This is a genomic window from Actinokineospora terrae, from assembly GCF_900111175.1.
GTDB lineage: Bacteria > Actinomycetota > Actinomycetes > Mycobacteriales > Pseudonocardiaceae > Actinokineospora > Actinokineospora terrae.
Window position 1 is genome coordinate 373,822 of record NZ_FOGI01000009.1, and the last position, 14,549, is coordinate 388,370.

The 14,549-nt window shown below is 69.9% G+C and carries 13 protein-coding genes; 5 read left to right on the plus strand and 8 right to left on the minus strand.

Annotation, left to right across the window (positions count from 1 at the left end; genetic code table 11):
* Window positions 1-2 precede the first annotated feature (2 nt).
* The 3 genes from BMY07_RS22650 (at window position 3) to BMY07_RS22655 (ending at window position 2,845) form a co-directional block, all read left to right on the plus strand.
* A complete protein-coding gene (locus tag BMY07_RS22650; protein ID WP_092782127.1) occupies window positions 3-1,196 on the plus strand; it encodes an ATP-binding protein in 1,194 nt (397 codons plus the stop codon).
* Window positions 1,197-1,477: 281 nt separating this feature from the next.
* Window positions 1,478-1,621 carry a hypothetical protein gene (locus BMY07_RS34485; protein WP_170224059.1) on the plus strand — a complete coding sequence of 48 codons (144 nt, stop codon included), beginning with the start codon at window positions 1,478-1,480 and terminating at the stop codon, window positions 1,619-1,621.
* 765 nt (window positions 1,622-2,386) lie between these two features.
* Window positions 2,387-2,845: a hypothetical protein gene (locus tag BMY07_RS22655; RefSeq protein WP_092782130.1), complete on the plus strand. Its 459-nt coding sequence runs from the start codon at window positions 2,387-2,389 to the stop codon at window positions 2,843-2,845.
* A 58-nt stretch (window positions 2,846-2,903) separates the two neighbouring features.
* Here the strand turns inward: BMY07_RS22655 and mctP are convergent, their stop codons facing one another.
* The 8 genes from mctP to BMY07_RS22695 all read right to left on the minus strand — a co-directional run bounded on the left by mctP (window position 2,904) and on the right by BMY07_RS22695 (window position 12,508).
* Window positions 2,904-4,538, minus strand: a complete 1,635-nt coding sequence (gene mctP, locus BMY07_RS22660) for a monocarboxylate uptake permease MctP (RefSeq protein ID WP_092782133.1) — start codon at window positions 4,536-4,538, stop codon at window positions 2,904-2,906.
* Window positions 4,535-4,804, minus strand: coding sequence for a DUF3311 domain-containing protein (locus tag BMY07_RS22665; RefSeq protein ID WP_092782136.1), 270 nt, complete (start codon window positions 4,802-4,804; stop codon window positions 4,535-4,537). Before BMY07_RS22665 ends, mctP begins: the two co-directional genes overlap by 4 nt.
* A gap of 264 nt (window positions 4,805-5,068) precedes the next feature.
* On the minus strand, window positions 5,069-5,287 hold the full coding sequence (locus tag BMY07_RS22670) for a hypothetical protein (RefSeq protein ID WP_092782139.1): 219 nt from the start codon (window positions 5,285-5,287) through the stop codon (window positions 5,069-5,071).
* A gap of 161 nt (window positions 5,288-5,448) precedes the next feature.
* Window positions 5,449-7,272 carry a phosphoenolpyruvate carboxykinase (GTP) gene (locus BMY07_RS22675; RefSeq protein ID WP_092782143.1) on the minus strand — a complete coding sequence of 608 codons (1,824 nt, stop codon included), beginning with the start codon at window positions 7,270-7,272 and terminating at the stop codon, window positions 5,449-5,451.
* Window positions 7,273-7,694: 422 nt separating this feature from the next.
* Window positions 7,695-8,417 (minus strand): DUF6802 family protein, encoded by a 723-nt coding sequence (locus BMY07_RS22680; RefSeq protein WP_092782146.1) that lies wholly within the window; start codon window positions 8,415-8,417, stop codon window positions 7,695-7,697.
* 99 nt (window positions 8,418-8,516) lie between these two features.
* Window positions 8,517-10,346 carry a dynamin family protein gene (locus BMY07_RS22685; protein WP_092782149.1) on the minus strand — a complete coding sequence of 610 codons (1,830 nt, stop codon included), beginning with the start codon at window positions 10,344-10,346 and terminating at the stop codon, window positions 8,517-8,519.
* A complete protein-coding gene (gene grpE, locus BMY07_RS22690; RefSeq protein WP_092782152.1) occupies window positions 10,343-10,840 on the minus strand; it encodes a nucleotide exchange factor GrpE in 498 nt (165 codons plus the stop codon). Before grpE ends, BMY07_RS22685 begins: the two co-directional genes overlap by 4 nt.
* An 87-nt stretch (window positions 10,841-10,927) precedes the next feature.
* Window positions 10,928-12,508, minus strand: coding sequence for a dynamin family protein (locus tag BMY07_RS22695; RefSeq protein WP_092782155.1), 1,581 nt, complete (start codon window positions 12,506-12,508; stop codon window positions 10,928-10,930).
* A gap of 168 nt (window positions 12,509-12,676) precedes the next feature.
* Between BMY07_RS22695 and BMY07_RS22700 the strand changes: the two genes are divergently transcribed.
* Window positions 12,677-13,837 (plus strand): sensor histidine kinase, encoded by a 1,161-nt coding sequence (locus tag BMY07_RS22700; protein WP_425426340.1) that lies wholly within the window; start codon window positions 12,677-12,679, stop codon window positions 13,835-13,837.
* A gap of 21 nt (window positions 13,838-13,858) precedes the next feature.
* Complete coding sequence (locus tag BMY07_RS22705; protein ID WP_092782158.1) at window positions 13,859-14,515, plus strand: response regulator; 657 nt, start codon at window positions 13,859-13,861, stop codon at window positions 14,513-14,515.
* The last annotated feature ends 34 nt before the right edge of the window (window positions 14,516-14,549 follow it).

Below are 14,549 nucleotides of genomic sequence, written 5' to 3' on the forward strand. Positions count from 1 at the left end.
GGATGGACCCGGTGCGCAACCCCTTCGCCCCCGGCGCGGGTCAGCGCCCACCGGAGCTCGCGGGCCGCGAGAAGGAGCTCCAGGCCTTCGAGGTCGTGCTGGAACGGGTCGCCAGGGGCAGGCCGGAGCGCAGCCTGGTGCTGACCGGCCTGCGCGGGGTCGGCAAGACCGTCCTGCTCGGCGAGCTGCGGTCGATGGCCGTCCGCCGCGGCTGGGGTGCGGGCAAGATCGAGGCCAGGCCGGACGCGGACCTGCGCCGCCCGCTCTCGGCGGCCCTGCACCGGGCGATCCGCGACCTCGCCGTGCGCCACCGGGCGCCGGAGCGGGTGGAGCAGGTGCTCGGCGTGCTCAAGGCGTTCGCGCTCAAGTCGAACCCGGACAGCGCCAAGCTGCGCGAGCGGTGGCAGCCGGGCATCGACGTGCCCGCCACCCAAGGCCGGGCCGACTCCGGCGATATCGAGATCGACCTGGTGGAGCTGTTCACCGAGGTCGCCGAGCTGGCCCAGGACGTGGGCACCGGGGTCGCGGTGCTCATCGACGAGATGCAGGACATCGGCGCCGACGACATCTCCGCGCTGTGCGCCGCCTGCCACGAGCTGTCGCAGTCCGGCGCGCCGCTGGTCGTGGTCGGCGCGGGCCTGCCGCACCTGCCCGCGCTGCTCTCGGCGAGCAAGTCCTACTCGGAGCGGCTGTTCCGGTACGTGCGCATCGACCGGCTCGACCGCGCCGACGCCGACCAGGCCGTGCTCGTCCCGGTCGACCGGGAGCAGGCCGGGATCACCCCGGACGCCCTGGCCGCCCTCTTCGAGCGCTCCGGCGGCTACCCGTACTTCATCCAGGCCTTCGGCAAGGCCGCCTGGGACGCCGCGCCAGCCGACCCGATCACCGCGGAGGACGTGCTGGTAGCGGCCCCCGAGGCGGAGGTGGAGCTGGCGGTCGGGTTCTTCGGTTCGCGCTACGAGCGGGCCACCCCGGCCGAGCGGGAGTACCTGCGGGCGATGGCCGAGCTGACCGACGGGAAGGACGAGAGCGCCGGGACCTCGGACATCGCGGTGTTCCTCGGGCGCAAGCCGTCGTCGCTCTCGCCCGCGCGCGACAGCCTGATCAAGAAGGGCCTGGTCTACTCCGCCGAGCGCGGCCGGATCGCCTTCACCGTGCCGCACTTCGGCCGCTACCTGCTGGGGATGGAGGAGTGACGCCGCTTCTGGCGCACTCTCGCACTATCTAGCCCAGTTCCTAGATTTCCCTATACACCGCGATCGACGCTCGCGGTGCGCCCGCGCGCGTTAGCACGTTGTTCCCCAGGTCACAAGAAACCGGACACTATCCGGTGAGCTCCAAGTCACTACCGATGATTCATCGGTGTGTGCGCCAGTTCACCGGACAGATGCGTGCTTTCCGGGGCCAGAAGGTGCATACTTGAGCCATGCCACTCAGCCAGAGCGGTTAGCAGGACCTCAGAGGGGAAGCAAGCGCAATGAACGTGACCGCGAAGATCCGAGCCCGCCGCGCCCAGGCCCGCACGCGCAAGGCCGTGAACCGCGCGATCGACCAGGCTGCCACGCCCGCGATGCGCCACGAGCTGATCGCTCTCGCGCAGACGCAGAACGTCTGGCGCTAACCACAAGCGAGCGCCGGGGATGTGATGCAGGGCACATCTCCGGCGCGTTGTAACACGGCCGGGGCGCTACACGATGTTCCGGTTGACCCCGTAGTGCTGGCGGACCCCCGACCTGGCAGCACTACGGGGTTTCCTTATGCCCCAAGGTTCCCGCCGTGACGTGAGGTTCCCGCCGCGGCCGCGGCTCGGCCCCCGGTGGGCGCTGGAGCACCGCGGCACTGGACCGGGTCCCGCCGCCGGGACCCCGCACGTCGCACACCCCCGCCGAGAAGTGGCCCGGTTCGCCCATCGGCGAACGGCACCGCCACCCCGCCGCGGAGTTCACCCGTCCGCTCGCCGGTCGACCGTTTGCCGTCGATCAAGTGTCGGCCGCGCACGACCAACGGAGCGTGACCGAATTTCACCCGTCACCGTGGGATTGCGCCGTGTGGATGAAGTGGACACGGGCACCGAGCGTCGCCGCGTTGCTCCGCCTGGATTGCCGGGTATGACCTCGATTGGGCCGACCGCGTCGGCACTACTCCACCCGTTCAGTTCTACAGCCGACTGATGGCGGTTGTCGTAGGCCATCCGCAGTAGCAGTGGGTCAGGACATCACCCGATAGGTGAGGCGGATCACAAGGATGCCGCTCACCGACGAACACGCTCCGCTTATCGTCTACTAGCCAGTAGTTACCTACCCGTCAACGCTCAAGCGCGAAACTGATCGGTAGTCGCAGTACCACGAAGGAGCCTGACACCTTGGCCGTGACAGGAACGGAGTCCGTGGGCACGGATGTCCGTCGCACGTTGCACCTCACCTTCGAAGACCCGGCACTCCCGGCACGGCCCGTGCCACGCCGGGCGGTGGACCGGGCCAGGGCCGACGTCGTCGGCAAGGCAGGCCGGGTCAACACCGTCCACCGGGTCGAGTTGGCCGACGCCGTGAACCGGGTCGGCAGCACTACCGAGGTCCCCACCGCCGATAGCACTGACGCCGCCGAACAGGTCGAGACCCCTGTGGTCGAGACAGCGGCCGCGCCGGTGCGCCGCCTGAGCCCGCACGCGCGGGCGATGGTCCTCGCCGAGCGGTTGCTCGGCAGCTGGGCACCGACGCTGCACCTGGCGATGCTCCTGCTCGCCTGCGTCAGCGCCGGTCTTGTCGTGCTCGCCGTGTTGACCGGGATCGTGCCCGCGCTGCTGAGCGCGGGACTGCTCGTCGCCATCGCCGCGATGCGCCGCTGATCGATGCCGAAGGGGGCGGGATCCGGGCTACCACCGGACCCCGCCCCCTTCGCCGGTCCTAGTGCGCGGCGACCGGCCGCAGCTTCGCCGAGTCCTCGTCGACGTGGTAGTCGGCAGGCTCGGTCTGGTCAATGCCGTTGAACACCTTGAGCTTCCCGGCGACCAGCGTGATCAGCACGGCCACCACCAGGTTTGCCACCAGGGCAACGAAGCCGACGTAGATCTGCACCGTCGACCCACCGAACGGGTGCCAGCCGAACAGGTTCAGCTCACCGAGCTTGAGCGCGGACGCGCCGAAGTGCTTGCGCTTGCCGTCGGCGCTGGGGATGTTGAAGAGCATGATCATTCCCCAGCCCATGCCCGCGATCCAGCCGCCGACCAGGCCCCAGATGTGGAACCACCGGGTGTAGAGCGCGATCGCCACCGCAGGCAGCGTCTGCAGGATCATCACGCCGCCGATGAGCTGCAGGTCGATGGAGAACTGCGGGTCGATGAACAGCACGAAGGCCACCGCGCCGAACTTGACCACCAGCGAGGCGAACTTGGCCTGCTTGGCCTCGTCCTTCGGGGTGGCGTCGCGGCGGATGTACTCCTTGTAGATGTTGCGGGTCCACAGGTTCGCCGCCGCGATGGACATGATCGCTGCGGGGACCAGGGCGCCGATGCCGATGGCGGCGAAGGCGATCCCGGCGAACCAGGCCGGGAACTGACCGGCGAACAGGTTCGGGATGATCGTGTTGGTGTCCGGGTTGCCGGTGGCCTGGTTGATCAACGGCTTGGTGCCCGCCGCGATCGCCACGAAACCCAGCAGCGCCAACAGCCCCAGCAGCAACGAGTACGCGGGCAGCGCCGACATGTTCCGCTTGATCACCTTGCGGCCGCGCGAGGCGAGCACGCCGGTGAGCGAGTGCGGGTAGAGGAACAGCGCGAGCGCGGACCCCAGCGCCAGGGTCGCGTACTGCAACTGGTTGTTGGCGTTGAGCAGCAAACCGTCGCCGGGTGCTGGCGTCGCCTTGAACTTGGCGTCGGCCGCGTCGAAGATCGCGCCCCAGCCGCCGAGCTTGATCGGCAGGTACACCACGGCCACGATGATCACGATGTAGACCAGGATGTCCTTGACGAACGCGATCAGCGCGGGCGCGCGCAGCCCGGACTGGTAGGTGTAGACCGCCAGGATCACGAACGCGATGAGCAGCGGCAGGTGCCCGACGATGCCGGACCCGTTGAGCCCCAACGTGCGCAGCACCGCCTCGAGCCCGACCAGCTGCAGCGCGATGTAGGGCATGGTCGCCACGATCCCGGTGATCGCCACCAGCAGCGCCAGCACCGACGAGCCGTAGCGGCCGCGCACGAAGTCGGCCGGGGTGACGTACCCGCGGGCGCGCGAGACCGACCAGATCCGCAGCAGCGGCATGAACGCCAGCGGGTACAGGATCACCGTGTACGGCAGGGCGAAGAAGCCCGCCGCGCCCGCGCTGAACATGAGCGCGGGCACCGCGACGAAGGTGTAGGCCGTGTAGACGTCGCCGCCGATGAGGAACCAGGTGATCCACGAGCCGAACCTGCGGCCGCCGAGCCCCCACTCGTCGAGGTGGTCGAGGGTGGCCCCCGCCTTCCACCTGGCCGCGACGAACCCCAGGACGGTCACCACGCCGAACAGGACGACGAAGACGACGAGCTCGGTCCACCTCATCGGCCTGCCCCCTCGTCCAGGGTGTCCACGTCGCGGTCGGGCCCCGGTGCGGGGGTCGTGGGTTTGTCCTTGGTCATGACGAAGACGATCGAGGTGGCCAGCACGCCGACGGCGACGCCCGCCAGCTGGAACCAGTAGTAGAACGGCATGCCGAACAGCTCGGGGCCGGTGCGGTTGAAGATCGGCGTGATGAGCAGTCCGAGCGGGATCAGCAGCAGCAGGTTCCACGAACTCCAGCGGATGCCGGAGCGGCCGGGTTGTGTCATCGGTGTCTCGCTCTCCGTGACGGGAGTGGTGCCGCGAAACACTAAGGCCCGAGTGGCCATCTCGTCACCAGGTAACTCGCTGTGAGTCCATTTGGCCGTTTGTTGGCGACCGGACGCGCCAGCCGAGCCGCAGCCGTCCACCGCTCTCCACAGGCTGTGCACAACCCTGTCCACAGCTTGTGGACAACTCTGCGACGGCTGTGACGTGTGGGACCAACGAGTAAGTCCGGGCCCGCGCGCGGCTGTCCCCAGGTCGATCCCCGGTCAGTCCACAGCGCCGGGCACCCGGGTGGCGAGCTGGTCGGCGACGATCAGCAGGCACGGCAGGCACCGGGCACCCTCATGCGACCGGGTGACCTTGGCGTACGGGACGGTGTGCGCGCAGGCGGCCTCGACGAAGCTCGCGGGCCGCTCCCCGGCGGGGAAGGCGTGCACGCGGTCGTCGTACCCGGACCGCTGCCAGCGCCAACGCTGCTCCGACACCTCAACCCACCTCCCGGTCCTGCCTCACCTGTCCAACCTCGGGTGAACGGCGCACACTGTCCCAGATCGGGCACGACTCGGCTGTGACCCACAGAACAGCGCACACGCAGAACCGGCCCCCACCACGTGAAGTGGTGGGGGCCGGTTCTGTGTATTGGCTCTTAGCCCAACCGCTGCTTGAGCGACTCCAGCTCGTCGCGCAGCGGGGTCGGCAGCTTGTCGCCGATCTTGTCGAACCACTCCTCGATCAGCGGCAGCTCGGCGCGCCACTCCTCGGCCGAGACCTCGAGCGCGGCCTCGATGTCGGCGCGGTCACCGTCGACACCGTCCAGGTCGAGCTCGTCGGCGGTGGGCACCCAGCCGATCGGGGTCTCCCGCGCGGCCGCCTTGCCCTCGATGCGCTCGATGGCCCACTTGAGCACGCGGCTGTTCTCGCCGAACCCGGGCCACAGGAAGCGCTTGTCCTCGCCGCGGCGGAACCAGTTGACGTAGAAGATCTTCGGCAGCTTGGTCGCGTCCGCGCGCTTGCCGGTCTCGATCCAGTGGTTGAAGTAGTCACCGGCGTTGTAGCCGATGAACGGCAGCATCGCCATCGGGTCGCGGCGCACGACGCCGACCGCGCCGACCGCGGCCGCGGTGGTCTCGCTCGACAGCGTCGCACCCATGAAGGTGCCGTGCTGCCAGTCGCGGGACTCGGTCACCAGCGGGATGGTGGTGGCCCGGCGGCCGCCGAAGAAGATCGCCGAGATCGGCACGCCCTGCGGGTCGTCCCACTCGGCCGCCTTGGTGTCGCACTGGTCGATCGGGGTGCAGTAGCGCGAGTTCGGGTGCGCCGCCTTCTCCGTCGACTCAGGAGTCCAGTCGGCCTTCTTCCAGGAGGTGAGGTGCTCCGGCGCGTCGCCGATGCCCTCCCACCAGATGTCCCCGTCGTCGGTCAGCGCGACGTTGGTGAACAGCGAGTTGCCCTTGGCGATGGTGCGCATCGCGTTCGGGTTGGTGTGGTAGTCGGTGCCCGGCGCCACGCCGAAGAAGCCGTTCTCCGGGTTGACCGCGTAGAGGCGACCGTCCGCACCGAAGCGCATCCAGGCGATGTCGTCGCCGATGGTCTCGACCTTCCACCCGGGGATGGTCGGCTCGAGCATCGCGAGGTTGGTCTTGCCGCAGGCGCTGGGGAACGCGGCCGCGACGTAGTAGACCTTCTCCTCGGGCGAGGTCAGCTTGAGGATCAGCATGTGCTCGGCGAGCCAGCCCTCGTCGCGGCCGATGACCGAGGCGATGCGCAGCGAGTAGCACTTCTTGCCCAGCAGCGCGTTGCCGCCGTAGCCGGAGCCGTAGCTCCAGATGAGCCGCTCCTCCGGGAAGTGCACGATGTACTTGGTGTCGTTGCACGGCCACGCGACGTCGGCCTGGCCCGGCTCGAGCGGAGCGCCGATGGAGTGCAGCGCGGGCACGAAGTCGCGCTCGGTGCCGTCGGCGTCGATGAAGCGGTCCAGCGCCTTGGTGCCCATCCGGGTCATGATCTTCATCGAGACCACGACGTACTCGGAATCGGTGATCTCCACGCCCAGCATCGGGTTCTCCGCGGTGAGCGGGCCCATGCAGAACGGGATCACGTACATGGTGCGACCGCGCATCGACCCCCGGTAGAGCTCGGTGAGGGTCGACTTCATCTCCGCCGGGTCCATCCAGTTGTTGGTAGGACCGGCGTCGGCCTCGTCGACCGAGCAGATGTAGGTGCGCTCCTCGACCCGGGCGACGTCGTTCGGGTCGGAGGCCGCGTAGAACGAGTTCGGCTTCTTGTCCAGGCGGGTGAAAGTTCCCGCGTCGACCAGCTTGTCGGTGAGCCGGGTCCACTCTTCCTCGGACCCGTCGACCCAGACCACCTGCTCGGGGGCGGTCAGTTCAGCGACCTCGCGCACCCACGCCAGGAGTCGTTTGTGCGTCGTCGGTGCCTGGTCAACGCCAGGGATTGTCACTGCCGTCATCTCGCCTCGTCTCCTGACTGAACGCCGAAATGCCGATCAGGACACCACCGAGCTGACCGGGGACGGCGGCGTCCTAACCGAATGGCTGAGCCCCCGCCCATGTCGAGCGGGTGCGTGCCGTGAAGGAATGCATATGAGGCTAGCGGGGTGACGGCGAGGTAACCGATACCTTGCCTGTCGGTTCTCTCACAAGAACGATAAGGGAATCGATTCAGTACCCACTTGCGAGCCGCTCAATCAACCGATCGGACGTCCGGATACCGGACAGTCGTGACCCACAGTGAGTTCGCACCCGGTTGACCTGGGCAAACGGGGCCGGAAAAGCAAGATCCCGGCACGCGTGGGCGCACCGGGATCTCACCCAGCGTGGTCTGCGATCAGCGGGTGGGAATCATCTCGCCCGCTGGTCGTAACGCCGGGACTCAGCCCTGCCAGTTGGCGTCCGAGCCGGAGGTCTTGCCTGCGGAGTCCGACTCGTAGGAGCCGTCGGCGTTGATGTGGCCGGTCTCGACGGTGCTCCACTCGTCCTCGCCGGTGTGCTGGGCCACGGTCACGTCGCCGTCGGCCTCGATGACGACGGCCTCGTCAGCGCCACCGTCACCGTCGCTGTCGGTGAAGACGTAGGTGTTGCCCTGGTCGTCGGTCACGACGGCGGTGTCGTTGGTGCCGTCACCGTCCGCGTCGTACTGCGCCTCGCCCGCGTCGACGTCACCGGACTTGGTGTCGACGGTGATGTTGTCGCCGGAGCCACCGGCGTGCGCCGGGGTGGCGGCGTCGTCGTCGCTGCCGGACTTGGCACCGCCGTGCTCGTCCGCGCCGTCGCCGCCGGGGGCCTCGACGGAACCGGTGTTGGCCTCGGTCCACTCGCCGGAGGCCTCGTCGTACTCGGCGGCCGCGAGCACGTTGCCCTGCTCGTCGAGCTGGATCGCGGTGTCGGCGGTGCCGTCGCCGTCGGTGTCGGCGAAGGCGACGTAGCCCTCTTCGGTCTGCACGACCGCGGTGTCGTTGTCACCGTCCTGGTCGTAGTCGAAGTTCTCCTGAACCTCGTACTCCTCGCCACCGACCTCGACGGTCAACTCGTCGTGGCCCGCGTCGGCCGTGGTGTCGGTCGCGGTGTCGTCGGCGCCGGTCTCGTCAACGTACACGGGTAGCCCCCTCTGGCTGATCCCTTGGCGGGATGCTCAATGGCTTGTTGTTGGCGGTATGACTGACGCTTCGTCCCGCTGGTTCCCGCCGTTACGCGGTTAGTTCTTGTCGCGAACGGACCGGATACCGGCAAGGAGCCGCTCCGCCCGTTCTCGCCCGGCGACCACGTCTGTCAGGCGCTTGTTTACCACGGTCACGCGCTTCTGCCGCTCGCTCACGTCAAGTCGTAATGCTTTGTCGACCTCGCGCAGCTGCTCCTCGATCCCGCTGATCCGCTTGCCGAGCGCCTCGTCGAGGGCAAGGGAGAGCTGGGATTCCGCGTCGATCAACTGCTCGGACACCAACTGGTCCAATGTGGACCGGGCATCGGCGATGGAGTCGTTGAGCCACAGCTTCATGTGCTGCTTGTCCGCGGTGTGCTTGCGGGTGCGCGCGATCCACCACCCGGCGCCAAGGCCGATGACGATGGTGGGCACCAACAGGATCGGCGCCGCGATCGCGCCTGCCAGCGGGATGACCGCCATCTTGCCCGCGCCGATGCCGCCGGAGACGCCCATGAACACCAGCAGCTTGTCCTCGGCGGTCGGCAGCCGCTTCTCCGCCGCGCGCAGCACCACCTGCGAGGTTCCGGCGCGGGCGAACTGGCCGCGGATCACCTCCAGCTCGTCGGCGCTGAACAGTTCACTGAGGACGGAGTCGGCCACCTGGTTGAGCCTGCCGCCCACCGACTCCGACACCTTGCCGCTGACCATCTGCATGGCGGCGTCGACGTGCGCGGGCAGCCCCCTGAGCTGGTCGCGGTCGGCGGCGTCGATGGCCTGGCGGAACCAGGACTGCAGGTCGCGCATCTGGCGGCTGACCTCGTGCGCGTTCTCCAGCCGGGCGCGCTGCACCTCGCTGCGCAGCTTGACCTGCCAGCCCCTGGTCGACGATCGGCGCTCCGCGGTCAGCTCGTCCTTGCGGGCGCGCAACGCCTCCGCCTCCGCCTCACCGGTGGTCAGCGCGCGGCGCTCGTTCTCCAGGGTCACCTTCAGCTCACCGAGCGCGGACGACAGCGCACGCAGGGTGTTGGCCTCGCCGAGCATCGCGGAGCGGCCGACCAGCAAGCCCTGCAACGACTCCACGAGTTCGGCGATGCCGGAGCGCTCCTTGAGCATCGCCGCGGCCTCGGGGGTGGGCGCCTTGCCCGCCAGCTCGAACATGCGCGAGGAGACCGGGTGGAAGGTGGCGTCCTTGAACCGCGGTGCGTGTTCTGCCAACAGGGCTTGGTTCGCCTCGAGGACTTGCCGCCAGCCGCGGTAGGCATCCACTTTGGACAGGACGAAGACCACGGTCTCCACCCGGTCGCCGACGCCTGCCAGGAACGACAGCTCGCCCACGGTGAACGGGGCCGAGGCGTCCACGACGAACAGCAGCGCGGTGGCCGACGCGGCCGCCTCGATCGCCAGCTCGCCGTGCGCCGAGTCGAGCCCGCCGACGCCGGGGGTGTCCACGACGACCAGCTTCTCCAGCAGCGGCACCGGACCGTCGACCTCGACGTAGCGCGGTGGCAGCTCGCCGTCGGGCAGCTCGTGCGCCGCCGACACCCAGTTGACCAGCTCGGCGATGTCCACCGGCACCGGCGCGAGCTGCCCCGGGTAGCAGGCGCGCGCCTCCCACTGCTCCGCGTGGCCGAACACCAGGTAGGTCGCGGTGGCCACGTCGGCGTCCACAGGGGACAGGCCAGGCGTGTCGATCATGGCGTTGACCAGGGAGCTCTTCCCCCGGTTCGTCTCGCCGACGACCACGACCGACGGCTTCTTGCGCCTGCGCGCGCGGACCTGCTCCACCCACTGCGCCGACTCGGGCGCGGCCTCGCGGAGCAGGGTGAGCAGCTGCTCCCTGGTCTGGGCGACCTGCTTGGGCAGCGAGACCTTGGGCTGGGTCATGCGCTGCCGACCCGGCCGGTGTAGACGGTGACGATCGGCGGCCGCAGCAGCTGGCCGCGGTCGCTGAACCCGACCACCTCGGTCTCGGCGACGGTGCCCTGCAGCGCGGCGTCCTCGGTGACGAGCGTGCCGCCCGCCTCGTGGAACGCCGGGTCGAACCGGTCGCCGTCCGGGCGCACCGCCCGCACCCCGACCGCGGCCAGCCCCTCCTCGATCCGTTCGGCCACCCCGGAACTGCGCGCCCGGTCGTGTGCGTACAGGCACAGCGACACCAGCGACAGCCGCTCGGCGATGGCCTGGTCGTAGACCTCCGGCGCGATGCTCACCAGCGCGGGCTCCACCCGGAAGTCGTCGCTGAGCTCCTCCTGCGGCACTGCTTCCCCCTCCTGCTCGACGACCCGGTCCGGCTCGCGGTCGACCTCGGCGATCACCGCGGCCCTGACCTCGATCGTCGAGTCCTCGTCCTTGCGCTTGTTCTTGAACCAGGAAGCCATCCGCCTCACCCAGCCTGTCGGCGCCCGTGTGCCGCCGAATCGTATAGCCGGCCGCGCCGCGGGCAGCGGCGTTCGCGCACAGCGGGATCAGCTCGCGGTCTGGGCCTTGAGCTGCTGCCAGATCAGGAAGTACGCGCGGTGCACCACGTGCGCCACCCGGCTCTGCGCCGGGGTCGCGCCGAAGGACGCGAAGGAGCGCCACCACCCCGCGCGTTCGAGCGCGTACGCGGCGAGTTCGTTGTGCGGGCGGCCTTTCATGCCCAGCTGCTCGCCGACGTCGGCGTTGCTGCCGACCCGCAGCACCTCCTCGCCGAGGTCGTCGGGCATGTCGACCGCGCCGGAGGTGACCAGGGTCAGCGCCTCGAGCAGGCGCAACTGGTGGGCCTCGGGCTTGGCGAGCAGGACCTCGATGGCGTCGTGCACGCGCTGGCGCTCACCCGGGTCACCGGAGGCGTGGGCGAGCGCGGTGACCGACGCGAGCGCGGCGGCGGCCTTGATGCCGTCGGCGCGGGCGCGGAACACCGCGTCCAACCTGGACCGGACCCCGGCCAGACCGGAGGCGTCGAGCAGGGAGCGGCGCAGCGCGCCCGCGGTGAGGTCCGGGTCGGCGCGCAGCGCGTCGACGGCGTGGCGGATGCCGAACAGGTCCAGCTTCTCCAGCAGGCGCACCCTGGTGCCGGTCGGCACGTCGCACTCCCACGAGGTGAAGATGTCCGCCGAGATCAGCATCGTCTCCCAGACCGCGTCGTCGAGGCGGGCCAGCAGCCGCAGCGCGTCGGCGTCGGCCGAGGTGAACCCGCCGGACTCGGCCGACTCGGCGATCAGGCCGATCACCGGGATCACGTCGGCGACCCTGGGCTTGAGGGTGGCCGCCTGCTTCTCGGCCAGCAGCGTCGCGGCCTTCCACACGTCGCCGTCGCTGCCGGTGACCGACTCCGGGGTGATGGTGTCGGCCTTGTTCAGCACGGCGATGGCGTTGACCGGACCGGCCTCGCGGCTGGCGGTCGCGGCGGTGAACGCGGCCAGCGCCTGCTGGTCGTCGGCCCGCACGCCCTGGGTCACCACGTAGAGGACGGCCTCGGCACCGGCCACCGCGTTGCGGGAGGTGTCGTCGAGCTCGTCGTCGCCGTCGTCCTCGACCTCCTCGCCGTCCTCCTTGCGGTGCTTGGCCGCGCCGAGCAGCAGTTCGGTGCGCTTCACCGAGGCCAGGTCGAGCGACCCGAGGCCGGGGGTGTCGATCACGGTCAGGTCCCGCAGCACCGCGTTGGTCAGGTAGGCCTCCAGGTGCGAGACCTTGTCGAAGTCCACCTCCAGGTCGGCCGGGATCATGCCGCCGACCTCGAACGGCAGGACCTGCTTGGTGCCGTCGAAGAACACCAGCTCCACCCGGTCGACCGTGCCGTACTGGAACCGGGTGACCAGCCGAGTGCACTCCCCGACGTCGGTCGGCGCGATCCGTCGCCCGATCAGGGCGTTGACCAGCGTGGACTTCCCCGACTTGATCCGGCCTGCCACCGCGACCTGCAGCGGGGCGGACAGCCTGCGCAGCACCTCCCGGAACCCGGCCGCGGTGCGCGCGGACACCTGCGGCTGCAGCCGCTGGCACAGGTTGGCCACCGACGCCGACAACGGTCCGGCGAGGTGCTGCTGCTCGGTCGCGCTCGACAAACCCACTCCTCACCCAGTACGCCCCGCGAATCGTGCCATGCGCGCACCGCCGCCGTCCGCGAACTCCTCGCTCAGCCTGCGGGCGGAGACCACGATGCGACGCCGGGCTGACGCGACCGGCAACCGGCTGTGCCTACTCTCGTCACCGTGCGGAGGCTCAGTCTGTGGATGAAGGCGCACCCGATGGCGGGTGACGTCATCATCGCCGCGATGCTGGCGGCCCTGGAGTCGATCTCGCTGTTCGCCCACGTCGGCGGGGTGCACCCGGTGGCCTACTGGCTGGTCGGCCTGGGTCTGCTCGGTCCGCTGGTGATCCGCAGGCGCGACCCGCTGCTCGCGGCGTACCTCATCCTCGCGGCGGGCTTCGGGCAACTGCTCACGCACGGGCCGAGCGCGGACGGGGTGGACGTCAGGATCCGGGTGGGCGACATCGCGCTCGGCATCGCGCTCTACACGACCGTCGCCTACGTCGGCCGCAGGCAGGGCGCGCTGTACGTCGTGTGGCTGACCATCGGCACCGCGGCCTGGGCGTCGTGGCGGATGGACCTGCCGCAGTCGATCCTGCCGACCCTGGTGATCGTGGTGATCTTCGCGTTCTGCTGGGTGCTCGGCGAGTTCTCCGGCGCCAGGCGGGCTTACCACCTGGAGGTCGAGCGGCGGCTCGCGCTGCTGGAGACTGAACGCGACCAGCAGGCCAGGATCGCGGTCGGCCAGGAACGGGCCCGCATCGCGCGCGAACTGCACGACGTGGTGGCGCACGCGGTGAGCGTGATCGTGGTGCACGCCGACGGCGCCGCCTACGCGGTGCGCTCGAAACCCGAGGTGGCCGAGCGGGCCATCCACACCATCTCCGCCACCGGCCGCGAGGCGCTGACCGAGCTGCGCCGCCTGCTCGGGGTGCTGCGCAGCGACGAGGGCGAGACCGACCGCACCCCGCAGCCGGGCACCCAGTCCATCTCGGACCTGGCCGAGCGGGTGCGCGCCACCGGCGTCCCGGTGCGCCTCGACCTGACCGGCGAGCTGGACGACCTGCCAGCCGGTGTCGGCCTCGGCATCTACCGGATCGTGCAGGAAGCGCTGACGAACACGATCAAGCACGCCGGTCCCGGCGCGAAGGCCGCGGTGCAGGTCCGCCGGGTCGGCGACCGGGTCGAGCTGGACATCAGCGACATCGGCCCCGGCATCCCCCGGCACGGGCTGACCGCGGGCGGCAACGGCCTCATCGGCATGCGCGAACGCGCCAACGTCTTCGGCGGCACCCTGCAAGCGGGGCCGCACGCCGACGGCGGCTGGCGGGTGCGCGCGGTGCTGCCGGTGACCACCGCGTAGGGGAGGGCTACCTTGGGCCGCGTGATCAGGGTTGTGCTGGTGGACGACCAGGAGCTGATGCGGGTCGGGTTCCGCATGGTGCTCGGCGCGCAGGAGGACATGGAGGTCGTCGGCGAGGCAGGCGACGGCAGGGCGGCGATCGACCTGGCCGACAAGCTGCGCCCCGACGTCGTGCTGATGGACGTCCGGATGCCGGTGCTCGACGGCGTCGAGGCCACCAAGGTCATCACCGAGGCGGGCACCTCGAAGGTCCTGGTGATGACCACCTTCGACCTCGACGAGTACGCCCTCTCCGCACTGCGCAACGGCGCCAGCGGCTTCCTGCTCAAGGACACCCCGCCCGACGCCCTGGTCTCCGCCCTGCGCTCGGTCGCCAGCGGCGACGCCGTGGTCTCCCCGAGCGTCACCCGCCGCCTCCTCGACCGCTTCCTCGGCCCCGGCGGCGGCGAACTCCGCGACGCCTCGATGCTCGACGTGCTGACCGAGCGCGAGCGCGAGGTCCTGGTGCTGATGGCCCAGGGCCTGTCCAACACCGAGATCGCCCGCAAGCTCTTCCTCTCCGAAGCCACCGTCAAAACCCACGTCGGCCGCGTCCTGTCCAAACTGGAACTCCGCGACCGCGTCCAAGCCGTGGTCCTCGCCTACGAAACCGGCCTGGTCCGCCCCGGCGACGTCTGACCCCCGGCCCAGCCCTGGCCCCTCGCCGAGCCCA

Excerpts from the sequence above, each read along its gene's own strand:
- BMY07_RS34485 (WP_170224059.1), top strand. The coding sequence starts at position 1,478 with ATGAACGTGACCGCGAAGATCCGAGCCCGCCGCGCCCAGGCCCGCACG.
- BMY07_RS22650 (WP_092782127.1), top strand. The coding sequence starts at position 3 with ATGGACCCGGTGCGCAACCCCTTCGCCCCCGGCGCGGGTCAGCGCCCA.
- grpE (WP_092782152.1), bottom strand. The coding sequence starts at position 10,840 with ATGGCTTCCTGGTTCAAGAACAAGCGCAAGGACGAGGACTCGACGATC.
- BMY07_RS22665 (WP_092782136.1), bottom strand. The coding sequence starts at position 4,804 with ATGACACAACCCGGCCGCTCCGGCATCCGCTGGAGTTCGTGGAACCTG.
- BMY07_RS22700 (WP_425426340.1), top strand. The coding sequence starts at position 12,677 with ATGAAGGCGCACCCGATGGCGGGTGACGTCATCATCGCCGCGATGCTG.
- mctP (WP_092782133.1), bottom strand. The coding sequence starts at position 4,538 with ATGAGGTGGACCGAGCTCGTCGTCTTCGTCGTCCTGTTCGGCGTGGTG.
- BMY07_RS22675 (WP_092782143.1), bottom strand. The coding sequence starts at position 7,272 with ATGACGGCAGTGACAATCCCTGGCGTTGACCAGGCACCGACGACGCAC.
- BMY07_RS22685 (WP_092782149.1), bottom strand. The coding sequence starts at position 10,346 with ATGACCCAGCCCAAGGTCTCGCTGCCCAAGCAGGTCGCCCAGACCAGG.